Origin of the sequence: Streptomyces misionensis (genome assembly GCF_900104815.1) — a bacterium.
Lineage (GTDB): Bacteria > Actinomycetota > Actinomycetes > Streptomycetales > Streptomycetaceae > Streptomyces > Streptomyces misionensis.
Map to the genome: position 1 here is coordinate 4121154 of NZ_FNTD01000004.1, position 13115 is coordinate 4134268.

General features: G+C 73.9%; 12 protein-coding genes and 1 tRNA gene. 6 read left to right on the forward strand and 7 right to left on the reverse strand.

Annotated features, from left to right (window positions below):
• Window positions 1-5 precede the first annotated feature (5 nt).
• Window positions 6-851, reverse strand: a complete 846-nt coding sequence (locus BLW85_RS20305) for a hypothetical protein (RefSeq protein WP_074992792.1) — start codon at window positions 849-851, stop codon at window positions 6-8.
• Window positions 852-1062: 211 nt separating this feature from the next.
• Here BLW85_RS20305 and BLW85_RS20310 point away from each other — a divergent pair, with 211 nt between their 5' ends.
• Complete coding sequence (locus BLW85_RS20310; protein WP_070028787.1) at window positions 1063-1500, forward strand: ATP-binding protein; 438 nt, start codon at window positions 1063-1065, stop codon at window positions 1498-1500.
• A 15-nt stretch (window positions 1501-1515) separates the two neighbouring features.
• Window positions 1516-2079, forward strand: a complete 564-nt coding sequence (locus BLW85_RS20315) for a GNAT family N-acetyltransferase (RefSeq protein WP_070028786.1) — start codon at window positions 1516-1518, stop codon at window positions 2077-2079.
• Window positions 2080-2134: 55 nt separating this feature from the next.
• Here the strand turns inward: BLW85_RS20315 and BLW85_RS20320 are convergent, their stop codons facing one another.
• Entirely contained in the window at window positions 2135-3595 is a 1461-nt protein-coding gene (locus BLW85_RS20320) for an aminopeptidase P family protein (protein ID WP_070028785.1), read from the reverse strand.
• 177 nt (window positions 3596-3772) lie between these two features.
• A complete protein-coding gene (locus tag BLW85_RS20325) occupies window positions 3773-5308 on the reverse strand; it encodes a PP2C family protein-serine/threonine phosphatase (protein ID WP_208624872.1) in 1536 nt (511 codons plus the stop codon).
• 493 nt (window positions 5309-5801) lie between these two features.
• On the opposite strand from BLW85_RS20325, the gene BLW85_RS20330 reads away from it, so the two are divergent.
• Together BLW85_RS20330 and BLW85_RS20335 are read left to right on the forward strand one after the other, a co-directional pair.
• The gene (locus BLW85_RS20330) at window positions 5802-6470 is read left to right on the forward strand and encodes a bifunctional DNA primase/polymerase (protein ID WP_074992793.1); all 669 of its coding nucleotides are present in this window, start codon (window positions 5802-5804) and stop codon (window positions 6468-6470) included.
• A 271-nt stretch (window positions 6471-6741) separates the two neighbouring features.
• Window positions 6742-7242: a hypothetical protein gene (locus BLW85_RS20335; RefSeq protein WP_244174889.1), complete on the forward strand. Its 501-nt coding sequence runs from the start codon at window positions 6742-6744 to the stop codon at window positions 7240-7242.
• A 254-nt stretch (window positions 7243-7496) separates the two neighbouring features.
• Here BLW85_RS20335 and BLW85_RS20340 read toward each other — a convergent pair whose 3' ends face one another.
• From BLW85_RS20340 to BLW85_RS20350, 3 genes are all read right to left on the reverse strand, one after another.
• Window positions 7497-8477, reverse strand: a complete 981-nt coding sequence (locus BLW85_RS20340; protein ID WP_070028782.1) for a DUF5926 family protein — start codon at window positions 8475-8477, stop codon at window positions 7497-7499.
• A 199-nt stretch (window positions 8478-8676) separates the two neighbouring features.
• On the reverse strand, window positions 8677-9312 hold the full coding sequence (locus tag BLW85_RS20345; protein WP_070028781.1) for an ATP-binding protein: 636 nt from the start codon (window positions 9310-9312) through the stop codon (window positions 8677-8679).
• A 73-nt stretch (window positions 9313-9385) separates the two neighbouring features.
• The gene (locus tag BLW85_RS20350) at window positions 9386-10225 is read right to left on the reverse strand and encodes a glycerophosphodiester phosphodiesterase (RefSeq protein ID WP_070028780.1); all 840 of its coding nucleotides are present in this window, start codon (window positions 10223-10225) and stop codon (window positions 9386-9388) included.
• Window positions 10226-10546: 321 nt separating this feature from the next.
• On the opposite strand from BLW85_RS20350, the gene BLW85_RS20360 reads away from it, so the two are divergent.
• Window positions 10547-12046 carry a S1C family serine protease gene (locus tag BLW85_RS20360; protein ID WP_074992796.1) on the forward strand — a complete coding sequence of 500 codons (1500 nt, stop codon included), beginning with the start codon at window positions 10547-10549 and terminating at the stop codon, window positions 12044-12046.
• A 373-nt stretch (window positions 12047-12419) separates the two neighbouring features.
• Window positions 12420-12506 (forward strand) — tRNA-Ser (locus BLW85_RS20365).
• A 167-nt stretch (window positions 12507-12673) separates the two neighbouring features.
• Here BLW85_RS20365 and BLW85_RS20370 read toward each other — a convergent pair.
• On the reverse strand, window positions 12674-13033 hold the full coding sequence (locus tag BLW85_RS20370) for an ASCH domain-containing protein (RefSeq protein WP_074992797.1): 360 nt from the start codon (window positions 13031-13033) through the stop codon (window positions 12674-12676).
• Window positions 13034-13115: the final 82 nt, after the last annotated feature.

Below are 13115 nucleotides of genomic sequence, written 5' to 3' on the forward strand. Positions count from 1 at the left end.
TCGCGTCAGGCGGCGAGTCGCAGGTCGGCGGCGGGCGGGCCGCGCCGGATCACCGTGTGCTGGAGCGCGAGGGTGTGCGGGGCGGGCGGTTCGTCCCGGTCGCCGCGCCGGCCGCGCGGCCAGGGCTCGGCGGCGGGCAGCAGCCCGGCGCACAGGGCGTGCGCCAGCGCGAGCGCCGCGCGCAGGGAACGGACGAGGGCCGTCTCGGCGACTCCGTGCGCCGACAGTTCGAGCAGCCGCCCCACGGCCAGGTCGCCGCGGCGCAGCAGCCAGCCGACGGCGACGGCCGCGAGGACGTGCCCGAGCAGCATCGGCAGCGAGGGCAGCAGGCCCCCGAGGGCGCCGGTGGCCTCGGCCGGGTGCGGCGCGGGCGGAGCGGCCGGGGTGCCCACGGGCCGGCCCGAGCGGTCGATGAGTCGGGCGGCGAGCAGCAGGTGGAAGGAGTGGCCCGGGGTGAGCGCCGAGGCGTTCGCCCCGCACAGCAGCCGTGAGGCCTGCTCCACCAGCGCGGTGTCGGTGAGCGTTCCCGCCGGAGCGGACCGCCCGGCCGGCGCCCCCGCCATGACCATGGCCCCGTGCTGGCCCAGACCGAACAGCGCGTGCAGCGCGGTCTGGCCGAGCGCCAGGAGCGCGGCGGTGCCCGGCAGCGAGCGGGTCCGCCCGGTCAGCGGGGCCACCAGCAGCAGACAGCCGAGGAAGCCCACACCGAGGGTCCACGGCGGCACGCTCGCGCAGGAGGCCAGCGCGTGCCCGGCCGCGGCCAGCACGACGCAGACCGCGGCGAAGACCGCGGCCCGCGGCATCCGGAGCCCGGCTCCGGGACGCGCCGTGCGCGCGTGGGGGGCAGACATGGCGGGCACATCATCCCACTGCGCTCCCGGCCGTCCTACGCCAGGGCCGGGAGATTCGTCCGACGGCCGCCGATCGGGTACGTCCCTCATACACCGTTTCCTCCCGGGGCGCGTCGGCTGTATGGGCGCAGTCACGTAGACCGTGCGCTTATGGCCGTGCACGGGCGGCAATACGTAACGGTATGTCGAGCCGCGGCCGGGAGGCTGGAGCATGAGCATCTGGTGGTCACTCCATCTGCGGCGGGAGGCGGCGAGCGTGCCGCTCGCACGGCGGCTGCTGCTCGGCAGCATGGAGACGGCCGGGGTGGACCCGGAGATCTCCTACGACCTGGCCGTCGCCCTCGGGGAGGCCTGCGCGAACGCCGTCGAGCACGGCGGGGCCGGCGGCACCCCGCAGGGGTACCGGGTGACCGCGTACCTCGACGGCGAGAGGTGCCGTATCGAGGTGGCCGACTCCGGGCCCGGCTTCGCGCACACCCGGGGATCGCTGCCCGCCCGCCCGGACGCCGAGCACGGCCGGGGCCTGTGCCTGATCCGGGAACTCGCCGACCACGTCCACATCGGCCCCGAGCCCGGCCGCCGCGGCACGGTGGTCAGCTTCGACAAGATCCTCAAGCGGTGCGACGACTCCCCGCTGCCGGCGGTGTAGCGCCATAGTGGTGGGATGCAGACCGACGACGGGGAACTGACGGCCGGGGTGAAACTCCGGCTGCTCACGGCCGGGGACGCGGAGGCGCTGGCGGCCGCGTACACCGCCAACCGCGCCCACCTGGCGCCATGGGATCCGGTGCGTCCGGAGGCCTTCTTCACCCCCGAGGGCCAGCGGCAGCGGATCCACGGGCTGCTGCGGCAGCACGCCGAGGACTCGTTGGTGCCCTGGGTGTTCGAGGAGGCGGACGGGCGGATCGTCGGGGCCATCACCCTGACGGGGATCTCCCGGGGGCCCTTCTGCAGCGCGCACCTGGGCTACTGGGTCGCCGCCGACCGGCAGGGCCGGGGGCTGGCCGGCGCGGCCGTGGCGCGGGTGTGCGCGCTCGCCCGGGACGAGGTGGGGCTGCACCGCATCGAGGCGTCCACGCTGGTGGAGAACGCCGGATCGCAGCGGGTGCTGGCGAAGTCCGGGTTCCAGGAGATCGGCACGGCCCCCGACTACCTGCACATCAACGGCCGGTGGCGCGACTGCCGGCTCTTCCAGCGGATCCTGCACGACAGGGATCCCGCGTTCTAGGGGGAAAGGCGAAACGGCCGGGCACCTTCCCGGTGCCCGGCCGTCCCGGAGCGGATCAGCCCTTCAGGGCGGCCATCCACGCCTCGACCTCGTCGGAGCGCCGCGGCAGACCGGCCGAGAGGTTCCGGTTGCCGGTCTCCGTCACCAGGATGTCGTCCTCGATCCGGACGCCGATCCCCCGGTACTCCTCCGGCACGGTGAGGTCGTCGGCCTGGAAGTACAGACCCGGCTCGACGGTGAGCACCATGCCCGGCTCCAGCACGCCGTCCACGTACGTCTCGGTCCGCGCGGCGGCGCAGTCGTGGACGTCCATGCCGAGCATGTGCCCGGTGCCGTGCAGGGTCCAGCGGCGCTGCAGGCCCAGCTCCAGCACGCGCTCGACCGGGCCCTCGACCAGGCCCCACTCGACCAGCTTCTCGGCCAGCACCCGCTGCGCGGCGTCGTGGAAGTCGCGGTACTTGGCGCCCGGCTGCACCGCCGCGATGCCGGCCTCCTGGGCCTCGTACACGGCGTCGTAGATCTTCTTCTGGAGCTCGCTGTACGTGCCGTTGATCGGCAGGGTGCGCGTGACGTCGGCGGTGTAGAGGGTGTGCGTCTCCACGCCGGCGTCGAGCAGCAGCAGGTCGCCGGAGCGGACGGCGCCGTCGTTGCGGACCCAGTGCAGGGTGCAGGCGTGCGGGCCGGCGGCGCAGATGGAGCCGTAGCCGACGTCGTTGCCCTCGACGCGGGCGCGCAGGAAGAAGGTGCCCTCGATGTAGCGCTCGCTGGTGGCCTCGGCCTTGTCGAGGACCTTCACCACGTCCTCGAAGCCGCGCACCGTGGAGTCCACGGCCTTCTGCAGCTCGCCGATCTCGAACTCGTCCTTGATCAGCCGCATCTCGGAGAGGAAGACGCGCAGTTCCTCGTCGCGCTCGGCGGTGACCTTGTCGGTCAGCGCCGCCTCGATGCCGGCGTCGTGGCCGCGCACGACGCGCACCGGGCCGGTGGCCTCGCGCAGCGTGTCGGCCAGCTCGCGCACATCGGCGGCCGGGATGCCGTACAGCGCCTCCGACTCGGCCAGGGAGTGGCGGCGGCCGACCCACAGCTCGCCCTGGCCGTCGAGCCAGAACTCGCCGTTCTCGCGGTTGGAGCGCGGCAGCAGGTAGACCGTGGCCTCGTGGCCCTCGCCCTTGGGCTCCATGACCAGGACGCCGTCCTCGGTCTGGTTGCCGGTGAGGTACGCGTACTCGACCGACGAGCGGAAGGAGTACTCGGTGTCGTTCGAGCGGGTCTTCAGGTTGCCCGCGGGGACGACCAGGCGCTCGCCCGGGAAGCGCGCGGAGAGCGCGGCGCGGCGCCGGGCGGTCTCGGCGGCCTGCGGGATCGGCTGGAGATCGCGCAGTTCGGTGTCGGCCCAGCCGGACTGCATGTTCTCGGCAAGCTCGTCGGACACGCCCGGGTACAGGCCGTTCTTCCGCTGCTTGATGGGCTCTTCGGACTCGGTCTCCGGGGTCGCCGGGTTGAGCTCGTCGGCCACGTGATCCTCCTCGGTACGGCGTGTGATCTTCCCCCGGCGGCCCCCGGCGCTCGCCATGGTGGGCCACGGCGTCGGGGTGGGGGACCCCCACCATCGTACGGTCGTACCGGCAGGGGAACGGGGCGGATGACCTGATATGCCTGGTCGCACCCTGCCGGGGACGGGATCGGGGCCCGCTCAGTCGAAGCGGGCCGCCAGCAGCACGACGTCCTCCTCGCCCTCGGCCGCGTCCCGGCCGTCCGGCAGCACCGCGCGCAGCACGTGGTCGGCGACGGCCCCCGGGTCGCCGCGCAGCGCCCGGGGAACGCTCGCCGCGGCCGTGTGCAGCCGGGCGAAGGCACGGTCCATCGGGTCGCCGGTGCGGTGCAGCAGCCCGTCGGTGTACAGCAGCACCGTCTCCCCGGCCTCGGCCTGGATCTCCACGCTGGGCGCCTCCCAGCAGGAGAGCATGCCGAGCGGGGCGGAGACGGAGGTCTCGGCGAACTCGGTGCGCCGCTCCCCGGTCAGCAGCGGCGGGCTGTGCCCGGCACCGGCCAGGGTGACCCGGCGCAGCGCCGGCTCGCAGTAGGCGAACAGGGCGGTGGCGCAGCGGGCGGGCTCGGTCAGCCGCAGCAGCAGTTCCAGGTCGGACAGGACGGCGACCGGGTCCTCGCCCTCCATCACCGCGTAGGCGCGCAGCGAGGCGCGCAGCCGGCCCATGGCGGCCACCGCGCCCGGCCCGGAGCCGGTGACCGAGCCCACGGACAGGCCGAGCCCCGCGTCCGGCAGCGGCAGCGCGTCGTACCAGTCGCCGCCGCCGCGCCGCCCGGTGCGGTGCCGGGCGGCGAGCCGCACGCCGGTCACCCGGGGCAGCCGGGAGGGCAGCAGTTCCTCGGTGATGGCCGCCATGCAGGCGCGGGTCCGCTCCAACTCGCCCAGCCTGGCCAGGTGTTCCGCGGCGTGCCGGACGTAGAGGCCGGCCAGGTGGCGCTGGCGCTCATGGGGTTCGGCGGGCTCGTCGTAGAGCCAGACGGCGGCGCCGAGGGGGCCGGCGCCGTCGGTGGTGAGCGGCAGGGCGTAGCTGGCGGCGTAACCGAGGCGGGCGGCGACCTCCCGGTGCCGGGGGTCGAGGCCCTCCTCGGCGAACAGGTCGGGGTGGACGGCCTCGCCGCCGGGGGCGGTGTCGTACGGCAGCGCGGCGCGCGGGACGGTCTCCAGATGGCCGAGGTCGGCGCGGCCGAGGCCGAGGCCGGTGGCGGGGCGGGGGCCGAGTCCGTCGCCCGGGTCCAGGACGACGAGGCCGCGGCGGGCGCCGACGAGGGCGGCTCCGGCGCGCAGCAGTTCGTCGAGGGCGGACTCCAGGGCGTCGGTGCGGGTGAGCCGCTCGGTGAGTTCGTGGAGCGTGGTGAGGTCCGAGACCCAGCCGGCCAGCCGGTCCTGGAGGAGGGCGCCGGGCGCGGGGCCGTGCGGGGCGGGGACGGCGGGGGCCGCGGGGGCGGGGCCGAAGGCGGTGCCCGAGGTGGCTGCCGAGGTGGGGGTGGCGGCCGCGACAGTGTGGCCGGAGGTGGGAACGGTGGGATCGATTCCGGCCACTTTCGGGGGGTGCGGGGCGTTCATCGCGCGCGGCCTTCGGACCGGTGCGTAGTGCTCAAAAGCATCGCAAACCCCCATGTGATTCTGCGCCGCTAGCAGTGTCTCCACATGTACACGCACTCGTGAGGGGATGTCCAGCATTGTCCTGCTGGGATTCCTGGTGTCCGAGGGACTGCCGGGTGATTTCTCCGAACCCCTTGCCTTACTGCCAAGTTGGCTCAAAACTGCCTGAGGGAACGGTCCATTGCGATCGACTGGGCTCGCTCCACGGAGCGTCACAACGGTCGTGATGGGTACGTACTCGGAGAAGGCCAGGGGTGGTTGGGGGCCACCCGGAACCTGGCGACGGACCCGGGCGTCATAACCACCGACGGCCGAGCCCCATCCTCCCGTGGCGGAGGCGGAGAGAACCACGCGCGACGGCAAAACGCCATGCTTCGCCACCCTCACGCCGCAACCGCGTCCTGCCTCACGCGCCACGGACGCGGCCGCGGCCGACGTTCGACCCCCTGGGGATCCCCTGCCGTGCGCGGGGATGTGATGCGCCACCAGGTACGCACAGTGAAGTGATCGACTCATGTTGTGATGTGGACCACGGTGTTGCCAGCGGTGCAACGGAAAGGAACGAGCGCTCATGCGCGAGATCCTCGGAAGGCGACGCAGGCTCCTGTCCAGGCGACGGAACGACGGAAGGCCCGAGCTGCTCGGCACGGCCCTCACCGTCGCGACGGAGTGGCAGTGGCCCGTACTCCCGGGCGTGGCCCCGGACCCGCAGGGCCGGGCCCGCTGCGGCTGCCCCGACCCGGAGTGCACGGTGCCCGGCGCCCACCCCTTCGACCCGGGCCTGCTCGCGGCCACCACCGACGCGCGCATGGTGCGCTGGTGGTGGACCAACCGGCCGAGCGCGCCCATCATCCTCGCGACCGGCGGCAGCGCGCCGTGCGCGGTCAGCCTGCCGGCGCTGGCCGCCTCCCGCGCCCTCGCCCTGCTCGACCGGCGGGGCATGCGCCTCGGCCCGGTGATCGCCTCGCCCACCCGCTGGGCGCTGCTCGTCAAGCCGTACTCCATGGAGCAGTTGGGCGAGCTGCTGTACGCCAAGGACTTCGTCCCCGGCTCCCTGCGCTTCCACGGTGAGGGCGGCTACGTCGCGCTTCCCCCGTCCGAGACCGGCGCCGGCGCGGTGCGCTGGGAGCGGGAACCGCTGCCCGGCTCGGCGGCGCCCTGGGTGCCGGACGTGGAGGCCGTGGTGGACGCGGTGGTCGACGCCCTCACTCGTACGGGTGTGAGCGCGCCCGAGATGTAGGGGCCGCCCGGCGCGCACGGCCCGGTCGGCGCCCCGCGCTCGTTATCTTCCGCCCATGCTGCGATTTTCTGGGGGATTCGGTACTCGGTGGCGGGGGCGCGGGGGCCCGGCCGCGCCCGGCCCCTCGACGGGGGACCGGGCCCACGAAGCGGGCCCGGCGCCCGGTGCGGGGACACAGCCGCCTCCTGCGGGCGGGCGCAAGCCCGCCTTTCGCAGGGCCCGTTACGGCAGGTCCGAACCCCGGCGGACGCATCTGGTCGGGCTGGCGTTCGTGGTGACGGCCGCCGTCGTGCTGCCGCTGACCGTGGCGTCCGCGGGCCAGGTCGGGGACGTGGGCGAGGCGCTGGTGCCCGGGGTGCTCCGGCACGGTGACGCCAAGGACCCGTCGGCTGCCCCGAACGACTCGCTGCTCGGCCTCGGCCTGGCCACCGCCGCCCGCTGCGGTCCCCAGCTCTCCTCGCCGGCCGGCGTCGAGGCGCAGACCTGTGTGCTGACGCAGGGCGCGGACACCTGGGCGCGCACCTACTACCGCAACGCCACCGGGTCGTCGCTGGACGCGGAGCTCAGCCTCATGGGACCGCGCGGCCGTACCGTGCGGACGCGCTGCGAGACGGGGACCGACGACGAGCCCGCGACCTGTGAGACGCCCCGGGAGCGCAGCCAGGGCGGACCGGACGACTACACGGCCGTCGCCGAGTTCGCCGAGCGGGGGTCCGAGGGCCGGCTGCTGTTGCGTTCGGGCAGCAACTCCGGTGACGGGGACGGCGGTTGACGCCGTGCGACGCTTCGATCACCGAGCGCGGACATGGAAAGACCCGGTTGCTGGCGACGGGGGATGCACCAGCAACCGGGCTACTGGAACGGTAACAAGAGATCGGCCGTTCGCAAATTCCGACTCAGTCATTCGGCCACCGATTTCTCGCGGATTTCCCTGTCGGGACCGGGAGTTGTGACCGGAGTCACCTGTCCGGCGGCCCGGTGTCATCACTGACCGACCGGTCGGTCATGACACCCGCGGCGCCCGCGTCAGCTCAGCGTGACCTGCCGGTTGGTCAGTCCGCCGCGTGCCCGCCGCTCCTCCGCGGTGAGCGGTTCCTCCACCGCCAGGGCGGCGGCCAGTCGCTCGGCGAACTCCGCCGCCGGCTTCTCCACGTCCTGCGCGCCGACCCCGCTCGGCAGGTCCCAGACCGGGACGGTGAGCCCGTGAGCACGGAAGGAGCCCACGAGCCGGGTGCCCTCGCCGAGGCTGGAGCGGCCCGCCGCGTGCAGCCGCGCGAGAGCGTCCAGAAGCCGCTCCTCCGGGTGGGGCATCACCCAGCGCAGGTGGTTCTTCTCCGGGGTCTCGCACCAGTACGCGGCGTCCACCCCGGACAGCCGCACCGTCGGGATCGCGGCCGCGTTGGCCCGCTCCAGGGAGGCGGCGACCTCCGGCGTGGCGTTCTCCGCGTCCGGCACCCAGAACTCGAAGCCGCTGTGCACCACCGGCTCGAACGGGCCCTCGGGGTCAATCAGTTCCTGCAGCCGGGGGCCGTCGGCGGGGGCGCGCCGCCCCTGCACCGGGGTGCCCGGCTCCGCCACCAGCGCGCGCTGGAGCGTGTCGGCCAGGTCGCGGCTGATGTCGCCGGAGGCCGTGTCGTTCTGGAGGCCGAGCAGGACCGAGCCGTCGTCGCGGCGCAGGGCCGGCCAGGCCATCGGCAGCACCGTGGCGAGGGTGACCGACGGGACGTCCTCGGGCAGGCCGTCCTTGAGGGTCAGCTCGACCGTCGCGGCCGGGACCAGCTCGCGCAGCGCCACCCAGTCGCACTCGCCGGGCAGGCCCTCGAACGGGCGCCGCACCAGCTCGGTCACGGCGTGCGCGGCCTCCCGGCCGTGGCACGCCTTGTAGCGCCGGCCGCTGCCGCAGGGGCAGGGCTCACGGCCGCCGACCACCGGAATGGCACCGTCGGCGCCCGCCCCGCCCGCCGGCTGCGGGCGCTTGGCCTTGGTCTGGGGTCGCTTCTTGGCCATCGTGGATGTCTCCCGGTTACGGCTCGTCTCGTACGGCGGGAGCCTAGCCGTTCAGGCCCCGGCCGACGGGAACCTGTGGACAACGCACCCCCGCGCTGCACACGGCGGGCGATCGCGCCCCTCGGGACGGCCCCGGACCCGGCCGGCGGAAGCGGCACGCCCCGCACCGCCTCCGCCGCCGGGCCGGGCCCGCAAGCCCTCAGGCCAGGTCCTCGAACGCCTCCGCGAGATCCAGCCCCGCCAGCTCGGGCAGCGCGGACGCGGTGATCGCCGCGGCGACGTGGTCGCGCCGGCAGCGGGCGTCCGGGTCGTGCACGTCCCCGTGGACCACCACCCAGACCGTCACCTCGCCGCGCACGTCGTCGCGCACGCCCCAGTCGTCGGCGAGCGCCGTGATGATGTTCAGCCCCCGGCCGCCGTGCGCCGTCACCGAGGGGGTGGCCGGCGCCGGGCGGGTCGGGCCCCCGCCGTCCGTGACCTCCACGATGAGCCGGCCCCGCGGATCGACCCGCCAGGCGGCCCGTACGCCGCCCTCCCCGGCCGTGTCGTCCAGCGGCCGGCCGTGTTTGCAGGCATTGCTCAGCAGTTCCGAAAGGATCAGTACGGCGTCGTCGACCACCGCTTCCGGCACGCCTCCGTCGCGCAGCTGCGCGCGCATCCGGCGCCTCGCGTTCCCCACGCCCGCAGGGCCATGGGGTACGGCCATGCACGACGACGTGGGCACCTCCTGTGCCACCACCAACGCCACCCCCGAGACCTCCTTCGCCCCACGCCACGGTGTGGATGCCCCAGCGATCTGTGCCGGAAACCGGCCAATCCTCTTCCGGTGACGCATTCGGCACGGCCGTACACGCAGTGAACGCGCCGGAGCACTCCCGGTGACGGGCGGCCTCACGGGTGGCGGGACGTCAACAGGAGGGGAGGCGGCCGAGCTGGTCCAGCACCGCGCGCGGGCGGTTGGTGATGATGGCGTCGACACCGAGCCGGACGCAGAGGTCGACGTCCGCGGGCTCGTTCACGGTCCACACGTGCACCTGGTGGCCCGCCCGCTTCAGCCGCTCCACGTACCCGGGGTGGCTGCGCACGATGCGCACCGAGGGTCCCGCGATGCCCACCCCGGCGGGCAGCCGGCCGTCGCGCAGCCGGGGCGAGAGCCACTGCACCAGGTAGACCGTCGGCAGCGTGGGCGCGGCCGTGCGCACCCGGTGCAGCGAGCGCGCCGAGAAGCTCATGATCCGCACCGGGGACTCGGCGGCGGTGGCGGGTGCGTCGAGGCCGAACCGCTTGAGCAGGGTGAGCAGCCGCTCCTCGACCTGGCCCGCCCAGCGGGTGGGGTGCTTGGTCTCGATGGCCAGCTCGACCCGGCGCCCGGCGTCCGAGACCAGCTCCAGCAGCCGCTCCAGGGTGAGCACCGAGGTCTCCTCGCGGTCCTCGGGCCGGTGCTCCCAGTCGGGCTCCTCGTCCCGGCCGCGCCAGGCCTCCCGGTTCTTCCACGAACCGAAGTCCAGCGCGGCGAGGTCGGCCAGTTCCAGGGCGGAGACGGCACCGCGGCCGTTGGAGGTACGGTTCACCCGCCGGTCGTGGACGCAGACCAGGTGGCCGTCGGCGGTCAGCCGCACGTCGCACTCGAGGGCGTCCGCGCCGTCCTCGATCGCCTTCCGGTAGGCGGCCAGGGTGTGCTCGGGCGCGTCCTCGGAGGCGCCCCGGTGGGCGACGACCTGAGGGGAGAACTGTGGTGCGTGGGTCACCGCGTCATGGTGCCACCCCCACGGGGTACGCGGGACGGCGCTCGTACATCCGTACGGCGAACGGTGGCGTGCCATGTGCCGGGTTATGTAACTTTTGCCGTTAATGCCCTGTGTAAAGAGTGGCCCGGGACCCACAGCCACGGCTTATGGTGCTCTGACGGCCCGTGGGAAAAGCTGACTGCATACAAACTGGAACAGTGAACGCAGGACCATGCGCAGCCGCATCGTGACCGGACACGACCAGCGCGCACGCGCCGCCGAGCGTGCACGAGCGTGTCGAGTGCGACCGAGGACAACAGCCGTGGATCGAGGAGAAGAGCTGTGAGCACCGAGAACGAGGGCAACGAGGTACCCCCGGCCCCGTCCGCGCCTCCCGTGCCGGTGGCCTCTCCCGACGCGTCCCCGCAGGCGCAGGGCGGCACGCCCGGGACCGAGGGGCCGACGGGCGGACCCGAGCAGGCGGCACACCCGGCCGGGGCCGAGCAGCCGGTGGGGCACCAGGCGACGGCTCCGGGCGCGCCCGGCGGCAACGAGCCGACGGCTCCGCTGCCGCCCGTCCCCGGCAGCGCTCCCACCCCGTCCCCCGCCGGGGCCTGGCCGCCCCCGCCGTCCGGCATCCCCGGCTACGGCGACGGCGCCGCCGGCGCGGGTGGCGGTGCCTGGGGGGCGTCGTACCAGCAGCCCGCCCCCAAGCCGCGCGGCCGCGGCGGCCTGGTCGCGGCGGTCCTGGTGGCCGCGCTGGTCGCGGGCGGACTCGGCGGCGGTCTCGGCTACACGCTGGCCAAGGACAACGACAACGGCGGCTCCACCACCGTCTCCGCCTCCGACAACGGCGCCGCGCAGATCAAGCGCGCGCCCGGCACCATCGCCAACGTGGCCGCCAAGGCGCTGCCCAGCACGGTCACCATCGAGGCCGAGGGCACCAACGGCGACGGCGGTACCGGCACCGGCTTCGTCTTCGACAAGCAGGGCCACATCATCACCAACAACCACGTGGTGGCGGACGCCCTCGACGGCGGCAAGCTGACCGCGACGTTCCCGGACGGCCGGAAGTACGACGCCGAGGTCGTCGGGCACGCCCAGGGCTACGACGTCGCGGTGGTCAAGCTCAAGAACCCGCCGTCGGACCTCAAGCCCCTCGTCCTCGGCGACTCCGACAAGGTGGCCGTCGGCGACGAGACCATCGCCATCGGCGCCCCCTTCGGCCTGTCCAACACGGTGACCACCGGCATCATCAGCGCCAAGAACCGCCCGGTGGCCTCCAGCGACGGCAGCTCCACGAGCAAGGCGTCGTACATGAGCGCGCTCCAGACCGACGCGTCCATCAACCCGGGCAACTCCGGCGGCCCGCTGCTGGACGCCTCCGGCGCGGTGATCGGGATCAACTCGGCGATCCAGTCCACCGGCAGCAGCGGCGGCTTCGGCTCCGGCGGCCAGTCCGGCTCGATCGGCCTCGGCTTCGCCATCCCGATCAACCAGGCCAAGTACGTCGCCCAGCAGCTGATCAAGACCGGCAAGCCGGTGTACGCCAAGATCGGCGCGTCCGTCTCCCTGGAGGACTCCTCGGACGGCGCGAAGATCACCGACCAGGGCGCGGCCGGCGCCGCCGCGGTCGAGGCGGGCGGCCCCGCCGACAAGGCGGGCCTGAAGCCCGGGGACGTCATCACCAAGCTCGACGACTCGGTGATCGACAGCGGTCCCACCCTGATCGGCGAGATCTGGACGCACCAGCCCGGCGACAAGGTGACGGTCACCTACAAGCGCGGCGGCGAGGAGCACACCGCCGAGCTGACCCTGGGCGCCCGGGTCGGCGACAGCTGATCCCGCGCCCGGTTCGGGTCCGGCGCCCCAGGGCCGGCACACCGCCCGGCCCCGCCCCCTGACGGGCGGCCGGGGGGCGGTGTGCCGGCCCTCGGCATGCGGGCGCGCGGCCCGGACCGGTGCGGGAGCGCGCCAGGTGGTGGCGACCAGATCGTCCCGGCGCAGCCGGGACAACAGGGGACAGGTGGTGCCCTGACCGGCCGCGAGCGCTCCGCTCGCGGCGTCCTGCCTCGCAAGGTAGTGGCGCACGCGACTACCTCCGGCCGCCGTCGCGCCCGGAGCCGGGAGCGGTGGGCCCGGGGCGGACCGCATACCCGTCCGACGCCCGATCCCGGTACGCTGTACCCCGCTCCGCCCCAGGTGGGCGGCGCGGGGAGGTGTGCCCGAGCGGCCTAAGGGAACGGTCTTGAAAACCGTCGTGGCAGCGATGTCACCGTGGGTTCAAATCCCACCGCCTCCGCAGAGGTCATGGATGTGCCGGTCAGAAGGGGTGTTCCTCGGTGAGGGACGCTCCTTCTGCATGTGCGCAGGTCTCTTGTCGTGGGCGCCTGCCGATCGAGGCACGGGCGCGAGCGAAGGGCGCCCGGGAAGCCGTACGCCCTCTCGGGGCGAGGGTGGCACGGTGGATTACCGCGGCAGGAGCTCGATCTTGATGGCGAGCGCGCCGAGCGCTTCCTTCTCCGCCGGGTAGATCTCGCGGATGTTGGCGAGCTGCTGCTCGCGGGAGGAGGCCGGGTTGACGTTCGCAGGCCCCTCCCCGTCGAGCAGTTCCGCGAACGTCTTGTACTCCGTGACCCGCTTGACCAGGACGTCACAGCTCTCGTCCGTGCCCTTGATGCGGAAGCGGATGACGTCTCCAGCGGCCAGGTCTTCGAGGTGGGGATACTTCACCCGCACCTCGATCGTCTTCTGACCAGTGGCGACCAGGTCGAAGTACCGGCGGTAGAGGTTCAGTTCGTGGACGCGCGGGGCGGCAGTTTCCGTCATCGGGCGGGAACGCTCCTGGCAGTTGCGGTGGACATGAGCCGGCCCAGTTCGCCGGCCGAGTACGAGCGGAAGAAGTGGCGGT